This is a genomic window from Bacillus sp. V3-13, from assembly GCF_002860165.1.
Lineage (GTDB): Bacteria > Bacillota > Bacilli > Bacillales > Cytobacillaceae > Bacillus_BJ.
In genome coordinates, this window is sequence record NZ_PGUZ01000023.1 from 21,365 (window position 1) to 40,924 (window position 19,560).

Sequence of the window (19,560 nt, forward strand, 5' to 3'; positions counted from 1 at the left end):
GGAAATAGATGATCATAAAGAATCTGGCCGTATGGCCTGTACAATAAAAAGGGTGGGGATCCTTTCATGCTGAATGGAAAGAAAATTTTACTGTGCGTAACCGGGGGAATCGCTGTCTATAAAGCGGCCGCTTTAACGAGTAAGTTGTCCCAGGCCGGTGCGGATGTGAAAGTAATATTAAGCGAGTCTGCGGCAAAATTTGTTACACCGCTAACATTTCAGGCGATGTCACGCAACGATGTATTTACCGATACATTTGATGAAAAAAATCCAAAGGTGATTGCCCATATCGATCTTGCCGATTGGGCAGATCTTGTTGTCGTCGCACCGGCTACCGCCAATGTAATTGGCAAGCTTGCGAATGGTATTGCTGATAATATGGTGACAACAACGCTGCTCGCGGCAACTTCACCTGTGATGATTGCCCCGGCGATGAATGTCCATATGTACGACCACCCGGCCGTTAAAGCGAATCTTAACAAACTTGCAGGCTATGGTTATCACTTCATCGAACCGGGTGAAGGATTCCTGGCCTGCGGTTATGTAGGAAAAGGCCGGCTGGAGGAACCTGAAAAAATTGTCGGGATTATCAATCAATTTTTTCAAGAGAAAACTCCCGTGTTGACAGGTAAAACGGTTTTAATTACCGCCGGGCCAACAAGGGAAAAAATTGATCCGGTCAGGTATATTACGAACCACTCCTCCGGAAAAATGGGCTATGCGCTTGCAGAGGAAGCTGAGCGGGCCGGGGCGAACGTCATTCTCGTTACCGGTCCTGTCGATATACCCGTTCCAAATGGGGTCAAGGCTGTCAAGGTGGAGAGTGCGGAGGAAATGTATAACGCAGTTATGGATCATTTCGCAGCTGCAGATGTCGTGATTAAAGCGGCTGCCGTCGCAGACTACCGCCCTAAAGCGTATGCGGACAGTAAAATCAAAAAGCAGGCTGGCGATGAAATTCTTGAATTGGAACGGACAAAGGATATTCTTTTCGAACTGGGCCGGCAGAAGGACAAGCAAATCCTAGTCGGGTTTGCGGCAGAAACCGATCATATCGAGGAATATGCGCGAACGAAACTGATTAAAAAGAATGCCGATATGATCGTTGCGAACAATGTGACTAGTGAAGGTGCCGGATTTAACACGGACACCAATATAGTGACGATTTTCAAGCGCGATGGCAGCACGCAAAATTTGCCGATCATGGCAAAAAGAGAGGTAGCCCGGCACATTTTGGAAGAGGTATCGAACATGCTTGAGGGTGGCCGCCGATGAAGGTCGCCAGTGTCGTCGTCGATGTGCCCGCAAAACAAACAGATAAAACATTCGATTATCTGATTCCGGAACGGTGGGAAAATGCAATATTGCCTGGCATGAGAGTGGTCGTCCCATTCGGACCGAGGAAAATCCAGGGGTTTGTTACAGAGGTCAAAGCCGAATCTTCTTTTGCAAAATTAAAAGAGATCATTGAACCGATGGATTTAGTACCTGTTTTAACTAATGAATTGCTGTCGCTTGGCGATTGGCTTACCGAGCATACCCTTTGTTTCCGGATTTCGGCTTTTCAGGCAATGCTGCCTGCAGCCTTAAAGGCGAAATACGAAAAAAGCGTCAGACTATCGGGAAATCATCGGCCGGAAGATCTTCCGGCGGAATTGCAAAGCGTTTTTCAAAAAAACCCGGAAATCCTTTGGGACGAGGCGGTTGAACAGGGCCTTGTCGCTGCGCTGCAGAGGGAAGCCGCGAAAGGAACGGTTGAAGTTGCCTATCGGGTTAAGGATAAAGTCAATAAAAAACGATTGAAGCATGTTTATCCAATTTTGAGCCGGGAACAGCTGGCAAACGAGCTCGAATCAATATCTGAACGGGCTGCGAGGCAGCGGGACGTGATCAGTTTCTTTATTGAAAACCCCGAAAGTATTGAACAGCGCGAACTGCTGGAGAAAACAGGTGCAACGTTTGGAACAGTCAAAGTGCTGATTGAAAAAGGGTTTCTTGCTGAAATCGACAAAGAAGTCTATCGCGATCCGTTTGAGGAGCGCGTTTTCGCACAAACCGCGCCGCTCCTGCTGACCGATGACCAGGAAAACGCCATTAATCCGATCCGCTCATCGATCAGGGAGGACAAGCATGATGTGTTTCTTTTGTATGGTGTGACGGGAAGCGGAAAAACGGAAATTTACTTGCAGTCGATTCAGGAGGTAGTGGCGAAAGGGAAAGAAGCGATCGTCCTCGTTCCCGAAATATCATTAACTCCACAGATGGTGAACCGCTTCAAAGGACGGTTTGGCAATGAGGTTGCGGTTCTTCACAGCGGCTTATCGGCAGGCGAAAAATACGACGAATGGCGCCGGATCCAGAGAAAGGAGGTCAAAGTGGCAATCGGGGCAAGATCAGCGGTTTTTGCCCCATTTGAAAATCTCGGAATTATCATTATTGATGAAGAGCATGAAACAAGCTATAAGCAGGAAGAAAATCCGCGTTATCATGCAAGAGATGTTGCCATCAGGCGCGGGCTGCTTCACAACTGCCCGATTGTGCTTGGAAGTGCGACGCCTTCTCTTGAGACATTTGCACGTGCGCAAAAAGGAGTTTACCAGCTGCTCACCTTGCCGAAACGCATGAACAACAAGGACCTGCCAAAAGTGGACATCGTCGACATGAGGGAGGAGCTCCGCAACGGAAATCGGTCAATGTTTTCGAAACTGCTTTTTGAAAAGCTGAAGGAGCGCCTTGAAAAAAAGGAGCAGACGGTGCTGTTTCTGAACAAACGCGGCCATTCCTCTTTTGTGATGTGCAGGGATTGCGGTTATGTCCTGAACTGCCCGCATTGTGATATTTCGCTTACGTATCATCGCTATAGCCAGTCGATGAAATGCCATTATTGCGGCCATGAAGACAGAATGCCATCCGTTTGCCCCGAATGCAGCAGTGATCATATCCGTTTTTTCGGCACAGGTACGCAAAAGGTTGAGGATGAGCTTGGAAAAATCTTGCCTGAAGCAAGAGTTATTCGCATGGATATCGATACGACAAGCCGCAAGGGAGCCCATGAGCGGCTTTTGAACGATTTTGCCGAAGGAAAGGCCGATATTCTGCTCGGGACACAGATGATTGCAAAAGGGCTTGATTTTCCGAACATCACGCTCGTTGGCGTTCTTTCCGCCGATACGATGCTTCATTTGCCAGATTTCCGCTCCTCGGAAAAAACGTTTCAATTGTTGACGCAGGTAAGCGGCCGGGCGGGACGCCACAAGCTCAAAGGTGAAGTCGTGATTCAGACTTACACGCCGGAGCATTACAGTGTCGAGCTTTCCGGGAAACAGGATTTTGACCAATTCTATCAACGGGAAATGCTCGTCCGGAAAATGCATAAATATCCGCCTTTTTATTTTCTGTCGTTGATTACGGTCAGCCACGGGGAATTGATGAAAGTGATATCCGTTACGGAGAAAATCACAAACCATGTCCGCTCACGGCTTTCAGGCGAGGCGATTGTCCTTGGGCCTGTTGCTTCAACGATACCGCGCATCAATGATAGATATCGCTACCAATGTTTGATAAAATACAAGCGGGAACCAGAACTGGGACCAGCGCTGAAAACGGTCCTCGACCGCTACCAGCAGGAAGCTGCTTCAAGCGGGCTGCAAATTTCGGTCGACGTCAACCCGTACATTTTAATGTAACCTGGTTTTATATAAACGAATCAACAATCGGAAACGATAATGAAGTGCCGCGAAGTCATCCTGATCCCGGCACGCGGAGCTCATCTTGAAAACAAATATTGGAGGAACAGCATTGGCAGTACGCAAAATAGTAACATATCCAGCAGAGATTTTAGAGCAGCCTTGTGAACCGGTCACGGTTTTTGATAAAAAATTGGCAAGGCTTCTGGATGATATGTATGATACGATGATTGAATTTGACGGTGTTGGACTGGCCGCACCGCAAGTAGGCTTGAACAAGCAAATTGCGATTGTCGACCTTGATGATGAAGAAGGAACGATCGAACTGATTAATCCGGAAATTGTCAAAGTTGAGGGAGAGCAGACCGGTCCGGAAGGATGCCTCAGCTTTCCCGGTCTGTTTGGCGAAGTATCCCGGCCTTTTTTTGTGAAAGTAAAAGCATTTGACCGGAAAGGAAGGCAGTATACGATCGAGGCTGCAGATTTTCTGGCACGGGCCCTTCTCCATGAGATTGACCATTTGCACGGGATTTTATTTACATCGAAAATAACAAAAGTGTTAAGCGAGGATGAGCTGGAAGGGGTTGAGGATGAGTGACGAAAATTGTGTTTATGGGAACTCCCGATTTTTCGGTTCCAGTTTTAAAACAGATGATTGCGGACGGCTATGAAGTGATTGCCGTTGTTACCCAGCCTGACAGGCCGGTCGGCAGAAAAAGGGTGATGACCCCTCCGCCTGTCAAAGTGGAGGCTGTTAAACACGGGATCCCTGTCTATCAGCCCGAGAAAATCCGTGAGCGCAAAGAGTTTGAAAAGATTTTGGCGCTGAAGCCTGATTTGATCGTGACGGCTGCTTTCGGGCAAATCCTCCCGAAGGAACTGCTTCAAGCTCCCCGCTATGGCTGCATCAATGTTCATGCATCATTGCTGCCCGAGCTTCGCGGCGGGGCGCCAATTCATTATGCGATCATTCAGGGAAAGAAAAAAACAGGGATTACGATTATGTATATGGTTGAAAAACTCGATGCAGGTGACATTTTAACGCAGGCAGAAGTGCCGATCACAGAGGATGATACAGTTGGAACGCTGCATGACAAATTAAGTGCAGCCGGTGCGAAGCTTTTATCAGAAACACTTCCGAAACTGCTTGATGGAAAACTGCAACCTGTTGCCCAAAACGAAGAAGAGGCTACATTTGCCTACAATATTAAACGGGAACAAGAAAGAATTGATTGGTCGAAAACAGGTGAGCAAATATATGACCATATTCGCGGTTTAAATCCATGGCCTGTAGCCTACACTACTATGAACGGAGCCGTTTTGAAGGTGTGGAAGGGCGAAAAAATCAACTCCGACGCTGAGGCGGCTCCCGGCACAATCGTTGCCATTGATGCGGACGGTTTTATTGTAGCTACAGGCAATCAGACAGCCATCAAGATTTCTGAACTCCAGCCGTCGGGAAAGAAGCGGATGACTGCGGAGCAATTTATGCGCGGCTCCGGCTTAACGGTCGGAATGAAATTAGGGGAGCAAAATGAAAACGACTAAAAATGTAAGAGAAACAGCCGTTGAACTTTTAGAAACGATTGACAAGAATCAATCATACAGCAATCTCCTCCTCAATAAAGTGATTGGGAAGAACCAGCTCAATCAGAAAGATGTCGGGCTCTTGACCGAATTAACGTATGGAACACTGCAGCGCAGGATGACGCTTGATTATTTCCTCGAGCCGTTTATCAAAGATAAACGCAAACTTGAGCTCTGGGTGTTGCATCTTTTGAGAATCACCTTATACCAGATGGTTTATTTGGACAAGATTCCTGATCGTGCCGCGATTTTTGAGGCGGTCGAAATTGCAAAAAAACGGGGTCACAAAGGGATCTCGGGAATGGTAAACGGAGTATTGCGAAACGTTCAGCGGCAAGGACTGCCCAGTCTCGATAAAATAACGGACCCTGTGGAGAGGCTTGCGATTGAAACAAGCCATCCAGCATGGCTCGTTCACAGATGGGTGGACCAATTAGGATTTGAAAAAGCGAAAGAAATGTGCGAAATTAATTTGACTGCGCCCCTGCAGACAGCTAGAGTTAATTTAACGAAAACGACCCGGGCAGAATGCCTCGATATTTTACGCGAGGAAGGCTTCCATGTTGAGCCGAGCCCGGTCATTCCAGAAGCGGTCAAATGCTTGAAAGGAAATTTAGCAGCTTCGACTGCTTTCAAGGACGGGCTGCTGACGATCCAGGATGAAAGCTCAATGCTTGCTGCATATGCGCTAAATGTCCAAAAGGATGAAATGATTCTCGATGCTTGTGCAGCACCCGGCGGAAAATCGACTCATATTGCTGAGAAACTGGCTGGCAGCGGAAAAGTGATTTCACTTGATCTTCATGAGCATAAAGTAAAGCTCATCAACGCCTCAGCTGAGCGGCTCGGCCTTGAAAATATCGAAACAGCCGCGATGGACAGCCGCAACGTCCAGGATCGCTTTCAAGCCGAATCATTTGACCGGATCCTGCTGGACGCTCCATGTTCAGGATTGGGCGTCATGAGAAGAAAGCCTGATATGAAATATACGAAGCAGCTGGAAGATATCCAGCGCTTAAAGAAAATCCAGCTTGAACTGCTGGCGGCAGTCGCACCATTAGTGAAAAAGGGTGGCTTAATCGTCTATAGCACATGTACAGTAGATAAACAGGAAAACGAACAGGCAGTCAATGAATTTTTAATGAACAATCCGGATTTTGAAGGGGATCATTCATTAAGGGACCGGATGCCGGAAGCAATAAAACCATTGGTCGACGGGCATATGCTGCAAATTCTGCCCCAGGATATTGGATCGGATGGATTCTATATTGCCTGCTTAAGAAAGAAGGTGCACTAACGTGGAACAGCTAAAAACAACAAAAGAACAAACACAAGAACTAAAAAAGCCAAGCATTTATTCACTCCAGTTGCACGAGTTAAAGGAATGGCTTAAAAATAATAATGAAAAATCATTTCGCGCCGACCAGATTTTTGAGTGGCTGTATCAAAAAAGAGTAGCAGATTTTGAAGAAATGACAAACCTCTCAAAAGGATTGCGAGCGAAGCTTATTGACAGTTTTACGATCACGACGTTAAAGACGATCATTCAGCAAACCTCTCAAGATGGAACGATCAAATTCCTGTTTGAACTGCATGATGGTACCTCTATTGAGACAGTATTAATGCGGCATGACTATGGAAATTCGGTATGTGTCACGACGCAGGTAGGCTGCCGGATCGGCTGCACTTTTTGCGCCTCAACACTCGGGGGCTTAAAAAGAAATTTGGAAGCAGGAGAAATCGTCGCCCAGGTCGTAAAAGTACAACAGGCACTTGACGAAACAAATGAGCGCGTCAGCTCAGTCGTCATCATGGGAATTGGTGAACCATTCGATAACTACGACAGCATGCTTTCGTTTTTAAAAATTATTAACCATGATCATGGTCTTAATATCGGAGCACGCCATATCACTGTTTCCACGAGCGGGATCATTCCGAAGATTTATCAATTTGCCGACGAAAACATGCAAATAAACTTTGCGATCTCTCTCCACGCCCCAAATAATGAAATCAGAAGCCGCTTAATGCCGATTAACCGCGCATATAAGCTGCCGGATCTCATGAAAGCTGTTAACTATTATATTGAAAAAACAGGACGGCGGATCAGCTTCGAGTATGGATTGTTTGGCGGTGTGAATGATCAGGTTGAGCATGCCGAGGAATTGGCCAAACTGATCAAAGGCGTGAAATGCCATGTCAATTTAATTCCGGTCAATTATGTTCCGGAGCGGGATTATGTGCGAACGCCGCGGGATCAAATCTTTTTGTTTGAAAAAACATTAAAGAAGCACGGGGTCAATGTGACGATCCGCCGCGAGCACGGTCATGATATCGATGCAGCATGCGGACAGCTTCGTGCAAAGGAGCGCAAGGAAGAGACGAGGTGACGGTATGAAGGCTGTTTTTATGACAGACCGGGGAAAAATTCGCCAGCACAATGAAGATAATGGCGGAGTGTTTGAAAATCGGAGCGGACAGCGCCTTGCCATTGTCGCGGATGGCATGGGCGGCCACCGTGCCGGTGATGTCGCCAGCAAAATGGCACTGGCAAGCATGAAAGCTTATTGGGAAGAAACGAAGGAAATTGAAACGGCGGAAGAGGCCGAGCAATGGTTAAGGCAGCATATTTTAAAAGTAAACGCACAGCTGTTTAATCATGCTGTGCAGAATATTGAGTGTGAAGGCATGGGGACAACGATTGTGGCAGCCATCAGTACAGACCGGTTTTCAACAATCGCAAACATTGGTGACAGCCGCTGCTACATTTTAAATGAGAGCGGCTTTAGCCAGATTACCGAGGACCATTCGCTTGTGAATGAGCTGGTCAGGTCAGGACAAATTACGAAGGAAGATGCTGAAAACCATCCGCGCAAAAATGTTCTGCTGCGGACGCTCGGTACCGAAAAAACGGTTGAAATGGATATTAAAACGATTACGTTTGAAGAAGGCGACCGTTTGCTTTTGTGCTCTGACGGCTTATCAAATAAGCTAAGCTGCAGAGAGCTTGAGGAAATTCTCGGAAATGACCAAAGTCTTGAAGAAAAAGCAGCGGCATTCATCCAACTAGCGAACGATAACGGCGGCGAAGACAATATCACCCTTGTTATTGTCGAATTTTCAGACAGCATCGAGAGTGGTGAATAGAATGATAATCGGAAAAAGAATAAGCGGCCGCTATAAGATTCTCGATATCATCGGCGGGGGCGGAATGGCAAATGTATACTTGGCCCACGACATGATTCTTGACCGGGATGTAGCCGTCAAAATGCTTCGGCTTGATTTCGTAAATGACGAGGAATTTATCCGCCGGTTCCACCGCGAAGCACAATCTGCGACGAGCCTTGCACATCCAAACATCGTCAGCATCTACGATGTCGGAGAAGAAGATGATCTTTATTATATTGTCATGGAATACGTGAATGGGCAAACATTAAAGCAATACATACAGCAAAACTCGCCGATTCCGATCGATGAAGCGCTTGAGATTCTACAGCAGCTGACAAGTGCGATTTCGCACGCGCACCAGAACCATATCGTCCACCGGGACATCAAGCCGCATAATATTTTAATTGACCGGAACGGCAACGTGAAAATTACCGATTTCGGAATTGCGATGGCGTTAAGCGCGACGAGTATTACGCAAACAAATTCAGTTCTCGGTTCTGTTCATTATTTGTCTCCCGAACAGGCAAGAGGCGGGATGGCCAACAAAAAATCGGATATTTATTCTTTGGGCATTGTCATGTTTGAGCTCCTGACCGGGCGGCTCCCATTTTCAGGTGAATCGGCTGTTTCGATTGCCTTGAAGCACCTGCAATCCGAAACACCGTCTTTAAGAAGGTGGAATCCGGCGATTCCGCAAAGTGTTGAAAATATCGTTTTAAAAGCAACCGCAAAAGACCCGTTTCACCGTTATAGCAGTGTCGAAGAAATGGAAGAGGACCTGCGGACCGCCCTTCTCCCGGAACGGCTCAATGAAGAAAAGTTTACCGTTCCGAAGGATGATGAAACAACAAAGGCGATCCCAATCATCACAAATGATCAGCCGCACCGCAATTTGGATGAAACGCTTGTGAGAGGAAATGGCGCCACTGCAGATAACGAACAGCATGCTTCGGGCAAAAGCAAGGATAAAAAAGATAAGAAAAAGAAAAAATGGCCGATAATCCTAGTTTCTGTATTTGCCTTCCTCGTTATACTGGGTATTTTAGCGGTCACGGTTTTCCCGGATCTGCTTGCCCCTGAAGAAATAAAAGTTCCGGATGTAAGCGGAATGGATATTGAAGAGGCAACCGATGAACTTGCCAATGCCGGCCTTGTGATTGATGAAACAAAAGAAATCACTGATGATGAGATCGAAGAGGGCCTTGTGGTCCGGACAAATCCCCGCGAGGGTAAAACGGTTAAACAAGGAAGCAAAATTGACATTTTTGTGAGCACAGGGAAAGAGAAATTCGAGCTTTCCGATTACAGGGGACGCCAATACGATGGAGTTTTCAGGTTTCTTGAAAATAAAAATTTTAAGGATATCAGCAAAACCGAAATTCATGATGACAGCGAAGCAGGGACGATCCTCGAACAAAATATCGACCCTGGAGAAGCCGTTACGCCTGAGGAAACCGAACTCGAATTTACTGTCAGCAAGGGGCCTGAGCCGATTACCCTTGCCGATTTAAGAGGTTATACGGGCACAGGCGTTAAAAACTATGCTGATTCAGCCGGTTTAATGCTTGATATGTCAGAGGAGCAGTATCATGACACCGTTCCAGCGGGCCAAGTGATTTCCCAATCCCCGGAACCAGGGAGCAAACTCAATAAGGGCGATAAAATTACTGTTGTTCTTTCTTCAGGCAAGAAAAGTATTCCTTCGAAAAACGTTACCGAGACGGTTACGGTGCTGTATGAGCCTGAAGTTCCAGGTGAAGAGCAGGAAGTGCTGATTTACATTGAAGACGCTGACAGGAACATGACCGTACCTGATCAAACCCTTACAATTACCGAGAATAGAGATATCATCCTTACATTCAGGATCGAACCCGGCCAGACAGCAGGATATAAAATTATCCGTGATAACAGGGTATATAAGGAAGATGTGATTGAGTATCCGGAAGATTAAAAAACAAGGAGTGCTGCTATGCCTGAAGGCAAAATTGTAAAAGCGCTGAGCGGTTTTTATTATGTTTTGAGCGATGATCAAATTTTCCAATGCAGGGGTAGAGGTGTATTCCGCAAAAACAAGATTACGCCTCTTGTCGGGGATAATGTTGTTTTTCAAATTGAAAATGAAACAGATGGTTATATTTTGGAAATCGGCGAGCGGAAAAATGAACTTGTCCGCCCGCCGATTGCGAATGTTGATCAGGCGATTCTCGTCTTTTCTGCAGTCGAGCCTGATTTCAGCACAGCCCTTCTCGACCGTTTTCTTGTCCTTGTTGAGTTTAACCATATCAGGCCGCTTATATGTATTACAAAAATGGATTTAACGACCGAAGCGGATCGGGCCGAAATGAATCGCTATGCCGATAATTACCGAAAAGCAGGCTATGATGTGTTGCTGACATCATCGGAGACTGAGGATGGGATTCAGGAACTATTGCCGCACTTAGAGGGGGTTATATCCGTGTTTGCGGGCCAATCCGGCGTCGGCAAATCTTCGTTGCTGAATGTGCTTCGTCCCGATCTGGACTTAAAAACAAGCGATATTTCTTCACATCTCGGCCGTGGAAAGCATACAACCCGCCATGTCGAGCTGATCGAAGTCGCGGACGGGCTTGTTGCAGATACACCTGGCTTCAGCTCATTGGAATTTACCGGTGTTAATGCTGAAGATCTCAATTATTGCTTTCCCGAAATTAGCATTAAAAGTGAAGAATGCAAATTCAGGGGCTGCCTTCATCTGAAAGAACCAAAATGCGCCGTTAAAGCAGCAGTTGAAAAAGGGGAAATCGCCGATTATCGCTATCAGCATTATCAGGATTTTCTTCAGGAAATTAAAGATAGAAAGCCGAGGTATTAATGATGGTCAAAATTGCACCCTCTATTTTGTCAGCCGATTTTTCAAAGCTTGGGGAAGAAATAAAGGATGTAGAACTTGGTGGGGCAGACTATATTCATGTCGATGTGATGGACGGCCATTTTGTTCCAAACATTACGATCGGGCCGCTGATTGTTGAGGCGATTCGCCCGGTAACAAAGCTTCCGCTGGACGTTCATTTAATGATTGAGAATCCCGATCATTATATTGAGGCGTTCGCCAAAGCGGGAGCCGACTATTTAACCGTCCATGTCGAGGCTTGCCGCCACCTGCACCGGACGATCCATTATATTAAATCCTTTGGTGTAAAGGCCGGGGTTGTCTTAAATCCGGCCACACCTGTTGAATCGATTCAGGACATTCTTGCCGATGTTGATCTCGTGTTATTAATGTCGGTAAATCCTGGCTTTGGCGGGCAAAAATTTATTTCAGCAGTGCTTTCGAAAATCAAAAAGCTTAAGGAAATGATCATTGCTCAGGGTCTGGCAATTGAAATCGAAGTTGACGGCGGTGTCAATGAAGAAACAGCCAAGCAATGTATTGAGGCAGGCGCGACGGTTCTGGTCGCAGGCTCCGCCATTTATAACGCGCCGGACAGGGGAAAAGCAATTGCAATGTTAAGAGGGTACTAAGTCGAAAAAGAAGTCAGCTGAAAGACAGGCTGGCTTTTTTAACTATTATTTTAGAATAAAAAGAAAGGCTTTAAGAAACAGGTGATTGAATGATTATTAACATTTTAGCTGGTGGCCCTGAAGCGCTTTTGCCGGATTTAACGGAATATATGGAGGGAAATGTGAAGTGGATCGGTGTAGACAGGGGAGTTTATACGCTCATTTCAAAAGGGATTGCGCCGGCGGTTGCATTTGGTGACTTTGATTCTGTTAATGAAGAGGAAATGCTGTTTATCGAACAGCATGTTGATGAACTGCAAAGGTTTAAGCCCGAGAAAGACGAGACAGATATGGAACTGGCATTGGAGTGGGCACTGAAGCAAAATCCGCAAAAAATAAATCTATTCGGTGCGACAGGCGGCCGGCTTGACCATTTATTTGCAAATATCCAGCTTTTGCTTAAGCCAATTTTGAAAGAGAAAAATACCGATGTCGAATTGATCGATCTCCAGAACAACGTTTATATGAAAAGTGCAGGGAGATACGAAATAAAAAAATCGCCGGACAGAAAGTATGTATCATTCGTACCGGTAACGCCTTCGGTTGAAGGCCTTACCCTGACAGGATTCAAATATCCTTTAACAAACTGTCATATTCCGCTCGGCTCTACACTATGTATTAGTAATGAACTTATTGATGATCGTGGTACTTTTTCCTTCCTTGAAGGCATAATAATGGTGATAAGCAGTCGCGATTAAAGCTTCCAGCAAATTGATAAAGAAAGTACAAAAACCGTTCTTTTTGAATATGATAAAAAGGAGCGCATGAAGCGAAGATGCATGTGTGAGATGGTGAGGAGGGACATGATGAGATTTTATACGATTAAACTGCCAAAGGTGTTGGGTGGTCTTGTCCGTGCAATGTTAGGGGCCTTTAAAAAAGGCTGATCGAATAATAGCTTTATGCATGCCTTCGGCGGACAGACAACCTTTCTGAAAAAGCCACCTGAGCACCCGCGCAAAGGGGTGCTCTTATTTTGTTCTTGGATCTCATGAGCGCATATATTTTGAATCCGGAAAAAGAAAAGACACCCTTATATGGGTGTCTTATTTATACGCGTTCAACTTTACCGGATTTAAGCGCTCTCGCAGAAACCCAAACACGCTTAGGCTTTCCGTCTACAAGAATGCGAACTTTTTGAAGGTTGGCACCCCAAGTACGTTTGTTAGCGTTCATCGCATGGGAACGAGCATTCCCTGAACGAGTTGATTTACCAGTGATCACACATTTGCGCGGCATATATTTTCCCTCCTAACTACCAAAGCAAAAACTATTTTTTCTTGCTAATTTACGATTTGCCAGACAAGAGGCTGGCCCGATAAGAAAAACATTCGTTCTTAATCAAAAAGATACTTTAATAATTTATCATACAACTGCCTGTAATGCAATAGCCATGATTCAAGCTTTCAAGAAAATTTCCTTGACACAGGATTCAGGTCATGCTCAGGTAAAAGCTTAGGGAAGAATCGCTTTCAAATTTGCAGCTCTTATAGTAAAATGTCTTTAGCCAAGGAGCAATTTCCAAAGGGGGAACGTTTCATGTCCATCGAACTTAAAACAAAGTACGGGCAAATTGACATTTCAAATGAAGTCATTGCTACGATTTCCGGTGGAGCAGCTGTTGACTGCTACGGGATTGTCGGTATGGCATCCAAAAATCAAATTAAAGATGGCCTGACTGAAATTTTGCGGAAAGAAAATTTCACCCGCGGTGTTATCGTCCGCCAGGAAAACGATGAAGTACATATTGACATGTATATTATAGTAAGTTATGGAACGAAAATTTCCGAGGTTGCTCACAACGTTCAATCAAAAGTTAAATACACGCTTGATAAAACTGTTGGGCTTGCCGTTGACTCGGTAAATATTTACGTTCAGGGTGTTCGTGTAACGAACCCTTAAGTTCGTAAAAGGGTCCTGTTTACGCAACCAGTTCGCAAAAACTTCACATGCGGACAAGTTCGTAAATGGTCGCTTACGGACACTTAGTGAGGAGGAAAGATTTGTGGCAATTAAAGTTTTAGACGGAATACGCTTCGCGGAAATGGTGATCCAGGGAGCCAACCATTTGTCTGCCAATGCGAAAATGGTCGATGCGTTGAACGTTTTTCCAGTTCCGGATGGCGATACAGGGACAAACATGAACCTATCGATGACTTCCGGAGCAAAGGAAGTTAAAAATAACGTCCAGCAGCATATCGGTCAAGTGGGAATGGCTTTATCGAAAGGTCTGTTAATGGGAGCACGCGGTAATTCAGGAGTTATTCTGTCACAGTTGTTCCGCGGATTTTCGAAGCATATTGAGCAAAAGCCATCTATTATGGCAGCGGAATTTGCCTCTGCTCTCGAATCCGGCGTTGAAACTGCCTATAAAGCAGTGATGAAGCCTGTTGAAGGAACGATTTTAACCGTGGCGAAAGACGCCGCCAGAAAAGCGGTACAAGCTGCCAAAAAAGAAACAGACCTGGTCGCAGTCATGGAAGAAGTGTTGAAAGAAGCGAAGGCTTCGCTTAACCGGACACCGGACCTTTTGCCTGTGTTAAAAGAAGTCGGCGTTGTCGATAGCGGCGGCCAGGGGCTCGTTCTCGTATACGAAGGCTTTCTTGCCGAGCTTAAAGGTGAAAAACTTCCAGATTCCCCGTCCCTTCCAAGAATGGATGACCTTGTTAGCGCCGAGCATCATAAAAACGTTCACAGCCATATTAATACTGAAGATATTGAATTCGGCTATTGTACGGAATTTATGGTCAAATTTGAAGCGGCAAAGCTTGCAAAATCACCATTTTCCGAGGATGCATTCCGCCGGGACTTGAGCCAGTACGGAGACTCGCTGCTTGTTATTGCCGATGAGGAGCTTGTCAAAGTCCATATCCACTCCGAGCGTCCGGGAGATGTTTTGAGCTATGGACAGAAATATGGAAGCTTAATAAACATGAAAATAGAAAATATGCGGCAACAGCATTCCAATCTTGTCGAAACAAACCTGAAACCGCTTGTTTCTGAAACAAAAGAAAAACAGGAGTACGGAATTGTTACCGTTTCAATGGGGAAAGGGATCGCCGAATTGTTCCGCAGCATTGGCGCCCACGCCGTCATTGAAGGCGGCCAAACGATGAATCCAAGCACTGAGGATATTGTAAAAGCTATCAAGGAAGTAAATGCGAAAAAAGTTATTATCCTTCCAAATAATAAAAATATTATCATGGCTGCAGAGCAGGCTGCCGAGGTAACGGATGAAGAAGTGATCGTGATCGCTTCAAAAACGGTACCACAAGGACTGTCAGCGTTGCTTGCTTTTAACCCGGGTGCGGACCTGTCCGAAAACAGGCGGGCAATGTCAGAGGCGCTCAAAGCTGTGAAAACCGGGCAAATTACCTATGCTGTCCGCGATACGTCCATCGACGGGCTGGCGATTGAGAAAGGCGATTTCATGGGAATTGCCGAAGGGAAAATCGTGGTTAAGGACAAGGATAAAATCAAGTCGGCAAAAGAACTGTTAACGAACTTAATCGATGAAGATACGGAAATCCTCACAATTTTAAAAGGGGAAGATGCATCAGACGATGATGTTCAAACACTTGTCTCTTTTATAGAGGAAACAAACGAAGATATAGAAATCGAAGTTCATAACGGCGAACAGCCGCTGTACGCTTTTATCTTCGCCGTCGAGTAGGCAGCTATTTCTGTGGGCCGCGGAGCAACTCGCGCTGCCCAGTCAAATTGCATCATTCATAATAGCAGAAATAGAAGGGAAACCCCTTCTATTTCTTGTTGTATAAAGTGTAATATAGTTGTCCCGGTCCAAGATCGACTAAAAGGCAGAGAAAGCTTCGAAACTTTACTGGGGGAGGAAAGCTTTATGAAATATAAAAGTGTTTTTGATATCATCGGTCCGATCATGATTGGCCCGTCGAGCTCGCATACAGCCGGTGCCGCCAGAATTGGCAAAGTGGCCAGAAGCCTGTTTGGCCGCGAGCCGAAATGGGCAAATATTTCTTTATATGGCTCCTTTGCTAAAACCTATAAAGGGCACGGAACCGATGTTGCGATCGTCGGAGGTTTACTTGACTTCGATACGTTTGATGAACGGATTATAGACTCGATTAAAATCGCCAAAAAACGCGGTATCAAGGTAACGTTTGTTGAAGAGGATGCGGTCACAGACCATCCGAATACAGCGAGAGTTTTAATTGGAGACGAACAAGGTGAACTGGAGCTTGTCGGCATCTCAATTGGCGGAGGGAAAATTGAAATCATTGAACTGAACGGATTTGAACTGAAGCTTTCCGGCCATCACCCGGCAATTCTCGTCGTCCACAATGACAGGTTTGGCGCAATTGCAAACGTTTCGAATACTCTCGCCAAATATAAGTTGAATATCGGCCATATGGAAGTGTCACGGAAGGAAAAAGGAAAGCTAGCCTTAATGACAATTGAAGTCGACCAAAATATTAACGATTCTATCATTCAGGAGATTGAAAAGCTTCCCGATATTATAAAGGTCACCAAAATCATAGATTAGGACGAGATTTATATGATAACGCTTTCTAAGGCGCAGGAAAGGAGGCTACACGGTGTTCAGGAATGTAGCAGAATTAATTGAATTGGCCGACAGCCAAAATAAAAAGATATCCGGGATTATGATCGAACAGGAAATGGAAGTGACCGGCCGGACGAGGGATCAAGTCTTCAATTTAATGGACAGAAATCTCACCGTCATGGAGGAGGCCGTTGCAAAAGGATTAAAGGGTGTCCATTCCCATTCAGGCTTAACCGGCGGAGATGCTGTCCTTTTGCAAAACTATATCAAGAAAGGCAATTTTCTCTCGGGAGAAACGATTTTGGATGCCGTCAGCAAAGCGGTCGCCACCAATGAAGTAAATGCGGCGATGGGGACGATCTGTGCAACGCCGACAGCGGGATCAGCAGGAGTTGTCCCGGGAACGCTGTTTGCGGTTAAACACAAGCTGAATCCAACGCGGGAGCAAATGGTCTCATTTTTGTTTACAGCAGGCGCTTTCGGGTTTGTTGTCGCCAACAATGCGAGCATTTCAGGCGCTGCCGGCGGCTGCCAGGCTGAAGTCGGTTCAGCAGCGGGGATGGCGGCGGCTGCAATTGTTGAAATGGCTGGCGGTACCCCCGAGCAATCGGCTCAAGCAATGGCGATCACCCTGAAAAACATGCTTGGCTTAGTATGTGATCCTGTCGCCGGCCTTGTTGAGGTGCCGTGTGTGAAAAGAAATGCCATGGGGGCAGCCAATGCAATGGTTGCGGCTGATATGGCACTGGCCGGAATTACAAGCCGTATTCCTTGTGACGAAGTAATCGATGCCATGTACAAAATCGGCCAAACGATGCCTGTCGCTTTAAGAGAAACTGCACAGGGAGGGTTGGCGGCAACACCGACAGGTCGGGAGCTTGAAGCGAAGATCTTCGGAATCCCGCTCAGGGTCAAGTGAATGAATCGCTGAATCAACCTGTTACAGTAATCAAAGGCATTGGCGCAGAGACCGCAGAAGCACTGGCAGAAATGAATCTGTTCACCGTCGGGGACTTATTGGAACATTTTCCATACCGGTTTGAAGATTACAGGCTTAAGGATCTGGCAGAAGTGAAGCATGATGAGAGAGTGACGGTTGAGGGAAAGGTCCACAGTGAGCCTTCCTTGCTCTATTATGGAAGAAAAAAGTCACGCCTGACGGTTCGCCTCCTCGTTGGCCGCTATTTAATTCAAGTCGTTTTTTTTAACCAGCCATATTTAAAAAACAAACTGGCCATAAACGACACGATCACGGTAACCGGAAAATGGGACCAGCACAGGCAAACGATCACAGCGAATGAAATGCAGTCTGGCGAATATTCAAAAACGATAGAATTTGAACCTGTTTATGCGGTGAAAGGAAAAATATCCGTTAAAGGGATTCGAAAATATATTAAGCTCGCTTTTTCTCAATATGGCCATGAAATTGAAGAAACATTGCCTGCTTCGATCATTAAAAAATATAAACTTTTAAACCGCCGCGATGCCCTCAGGTCGATGCATTTCCCTATGTCAGGCGAGGATGTAAAACAGGCAAGGCGGAGATTTGTTTATGAAGAATTCCTGTTTTTTCAAATTAAGATCCAGGCGCTTCGCAAATTTGAACGCGAGAATTCGGCTGGTTTCAGCCAAAAATACGATTTAAAAAAGGTAAAGGCATTTATATTAGCGCTTCCTTTTCCGTTAACTGGCGCCCAGAAGCGGGTCATTAACGAAATACTCGCTGATATGAAATCCGATTACCGGATGAACCGGCTTTTGCAGGGAGATGTTGGCTCGGGAAAAACCGTTGTTGCGGCAATCGGGCTTTATGCAAGTGTTACGGCGGGATTCCAGGGAGCGTTAATGGTGCCTACTGAAATATTGGCTGAGCAGCATGCTGAATCACTCAATGCTCTGCTGAGCCCGTTTGGCGTTCGCTGTGAATTGCTGACAAGCTCGGTAAAAGGCAAACGGAGAAAAGCTATACTCGAAGATTTGCAATCTGGTGATGTGGACGTACTGATCGGTACGCATGCCCTTATCCAGGAAGAAGTGCAATTCTCCAGGCTCGGCTTCGTCATCACCGATGAACAGCACCGCTTTGGCGTGGAGCAGAGGCGGATTCTTCGGGGAAAAGGGGAAAGCCCGGATGTTCTATTTATGACGGCGACCCCGATTCCGCGGACACTTGCGATTACGGCCTTCGGGGAAATGGATGTTTCCGTCATCGATGAAATGCCGGCCGGCAGAAAAGAGATTGAAACGTATTGGGCGAAGCACGAGATGCTTGACCGGATTCTCGGTTTTATGGAAAAGGAGCTTGTTCAAGGAAGGCAAGCTTATGTGATCTGTCCGTTAATCGAGGAATCGGATAAACTGGACGTCCAGAATGCCATTGATGTCCACAGCACCCTTACCCGCTATTTCCAGAGCCGTTATAAAGTCGGCCTGATGCACGGCCGCTTAAGCTCTGAAGAGAAAGAAGCGGTCATGAAAGCGTTCAGCGCGAACGAAATTCAAGTGCTTGTCTCAACAACGGTCGTCGAAGTCGGCGTCAATGTCCCGAATGCGACTGTGATGGTCATCTATGATGCCGAACGGTTTGGGCTGTCCCAGCTTCACCAGCTGCGCGGCCGCGTCGGCAGGGGCTCCCGGCAGTCATATTGCATCCTCCTTGCAGATCCAAAAACCGAAATAGGCAAGGAAAGAATGCGGATCATGGCTGAAACAAACGATGGCTTTGTGCTCAGTGAAAAAGATCTCGAACTGCGCGGCCCGGGTGATTTTTTCGGCAAAAAACAAAGCGGCCTTCCGGAGTTCAAAGTAGCCGATATGGTCCACGACTACCGGGCGCTTGAAACAGCGCGCAGCGATGCAGCGGTGATGATTCAATCGGATGTGTTTTGGAAGTCGGATGAATATTGTGTCTTGCGCGAATTTTTGCAAAGATCCGGCGCTCTTTCCGGGGAAAAGCTTGATTGATGCGGCCGCGGGCGTTATAAAGTATCGACTGAAAGCAGATCTCGAGAATCGTTATTAAGATTCTTGCAATCTGCTTTT

18 protein-coding genes are annotated in these 19,560 nt (G+C 46.2%); 17 read left to right on the forward strand and 1 reads right to left on the reverse strand.

The window, feature by feature from the left end; translation table 11 throughout:
* The first annotated feature begins 66 nt into the window (after window positions 1-66).
* From coaBC to spoVM, 12 genes are all read left to right on the forward strand, one after another.
* Window positions 67-1,275, forward strand: a complete 1,209-nt coding sequence (coaBC, locus tag CU633_RS09230; RefSeq protein ID WP_101659705.1) for a bifunctional phosphopantothenoylcysteine decarboxylase/phosphopantothenate--cysteine ligase CoaBC — start codon at window positions 67-69, stop codon at window positions 1,273-1,275.
* The gene (priA, locus tag CU633_RS09235; RefSeq protein ID WP_101659707.1) at window positions 1,272-3,686 is read left to right on the forward strand and encodes a primosomal protein N'; all 2,415 of its coding nucleotides are present in this window, start codon (window positions 1,272-1,274) and stop codon (window positions 3,684-3,686) included. The genes coaBC and priA overlap by 4 nt, the downstream gene beginning before the upstream one ends.
* A 112-nt stretch (window positions 3,687-3,798) precedes the next feature.
* Window positions 3,799-4,284 carry a peptide deformylase gene (gene def, locus CU633_RS09240; RefSeq protein WP_101659709.1) on the forward strand — a complete coding sequence of 162 codons (486 nt, stop codon included), beginning with the start codon at window positions 3,799-3,801 and terminating at the stop codon, window positions 4,282-4,284.
* Window positions 4,281-5,234, forward strand: coding sequence for a methionyl-tRNA formyltransferase (fmt, locus tag CU633_RS09245; protein ID WP_101659711.1), 954 nt, complete (start codon window positions 4,281-4,283; stop codon window positions 5,232-5,234). The genes def and fmt overlap by 4 nt, the downstream gene beginning before the upstream one ends.
* A complete protein-coding gene (gene rsmB / locus CU633_RS09250; RefSeq protein WP_101659712.1) occupies window positions 5,221-6,570 on the forward strand; it encodes a 16S rRNA (cytosine(967)-C(5))-methyltransferase RsmB in 1,350 nt (449 codons plus the stop codon). The genes fmt and rsmB overlap by 14 nt, the downstream gene beginning before the upstream one ends.
* A gap of 1 nt (window position 6,571) precedes the next feature.
* Window positions 6,572-7,660 (forward strand): 23S rRNA (adenine(2503)-C(2))-methyltransferase RlmN, encoded by a 1,089-nt coding sequence (rlmN, locus tag CU633_RS09255; protein ID WP_101659713.1) that lies wholly within the window; start codon window positions 6,572-6,574, stop codon window positions 7,658-7,660.
* 4 nt (window positions 7,661-7,664) lie between these two features.
* Complete coding sequence (locus tag CU633_RS09260; RefSeq protein WP_101659714.1) at window positions 7,665-8,417, forward strand: Stp1/IreP family PP2C-type Ser/Thr phosphatase; 753 nt, start codon at window positions 7,665-7,667, stop codon at window positions 8,415-8,417.
* A 1-nt stretch (window position 8,418) separates the two neighbouring features.
* Complete coding sequence (gene pknB, locus CU633_RS09265) at window positions 8,419-10,389, forward strand: Stk1 family PASTA domain-containing Ser/Thr kinase (protein ID WP_101659715.1); 1,971 nt, start codon at window positions 8,419-8,421, stop codon at window positions 10,387-10,389.
* Window positions 10,390-10,407: 18 nt separating this feature from the next.
* Entirely contained in the window at window positions 10,408-11,289 is an 882-nt protein-coding gene (gene rsgA / locus CU633_RS09270) for a ribosome small subunit-dependent GTPase A (RefSeq protein ID WP_101659716.1), read from the forward strand.
* 2 nt (window positions 11,290-11,291) lie between these two features.
* The gene (gene rpe / locus CU633_RS09275) at window positions 11,292-11,939 is read left to right on the forward strand and encodes a ribulose-phosphate 3-epimerase (RefSeq protein WP_101659717.1); all 648 of its coding nucleotides are present in this window, start codon (window positions 11,292-11,294) and stop codon (window positions 11,937-11,939) included.
* Window positions 11,940-12,028: 89 nt separating this feature from the next.
* Window positions 12,029-12,676 carry a thiamine diphosphokinase gene (locus CU633_RS09280; RefSeq protein ID WP_101659718.1) on the forward strand — a complete coding sequence of 216 codons (648 nt, stop codon included), beginning with the start codon at window positions 12,029-12,031 and terminating at the stop codon, window positions 12,674-12,676.
* A gap of 108 nt (window positions 12,677-12,784) precedes the next feature.
* Window positions 12,785-12,865 carry a stage V sporulation protein SpoVM gene (spoVM, locus tag CU633_RS09285; protein ID WP_101576577.1) on the forward strand — a complete coding sequence of 27 codons (81 nt, stop codon included), beginning with the start codon at window positions 12,785-12,787 and terminating at the stop codon, window positions 12,863-12,865.
* 163 nt (window positions 12,866-13,028) lie between these two features.
* Here the strand turns inward: spoVM and rpmB are convergent, their stop codons facing one another.
* Window positions 13,029-13,217, reverse strand: a complete 189-nt coding sequence (gene rpmB, locus CU633_RS09290) for a 50S ribosomal protein L28 (protein ID WP_101576578.1) — start codon at window positions 13,215-13,217, stop codon at window positions 13,029-13,031.
* 300 nt (window positions 13,218-13,517) lie between these two features.
* On the opposite strand from rpmB, the gene CU633_RS09295 reads away from it, so the two are divergent.
* The 5 genes from CU633_RS09295 (at window position 13,518) to recG (ending at window position 19,482) form a co-directional block, all read left to right on the forward strand.
* Window positions 13,518-13,880, forward strand: a complete 363-nt coding sequence (locus tag CU633_RS09295; protein WP_101659719.1) for an Asp23/Gls24 family envelope stress response protein — start codon at window positions 13,518-13,520, stop codon at window positions 13,878-13,880.
* Window positions 13,881-13,983: 103 nt separating this feature from the next.
* Window positions 13,984-15,651: a DAK2 domain-containing protein gene (locus CU633_RS09300; RefSeq protein WP_101659720.1), complete on the forward strand. Its 1,668-nt coding sequence runs from the start codon at window positions 13,984-13,986 to the stop codon at window positions 15,649-15,651.
* Between the two features lie 186 nt (window positions 15,652-15,837).
* Entirely contained in the window at window positions 15,838-16,500 is a 663-nt protein-coding gene (sdaAB, locus tag CU633_RS09305) for an L-serine ammonia-lyase, iron-sulfur-dependent subunit beta (RefSeq protein ID WP_101659721.1), read from the forward strand.
* Window positions 16,501-16,552: 52 nt separating this feature from the next.
* The gene (sdaAA, locus tag CU633_RS09310) at window positions 16,553-17,437 is read left to right on the forward strand and encodes an L-serine ammonia-lyase, iron-sulfur-dependent, subunit alpha (protein ID WP_101659722.1); all 885 of its coding nucleotides are present in this window, start codon (window positions 16,553-16,555) and stop codon (window positions 17,435-17,437) included.
* On the forward strand, window positions 17,434-19,482 hold the full coding sequence (gene recG, locus CU633_RS09315) for an ATP-dependent DNA helicase RecG (RefSeq protein WP_101659724.1): 2,049 nt from the start codon (window positions 17,434-17,436) through the stop codon (window positions 19,480-19,482). The genes sdaAA and recG overlap by 4 nt, the downstream gene beginning before the upstream one ends.
* Window positions 19,483-19,560: the final 78 nt, after the last annotated feature.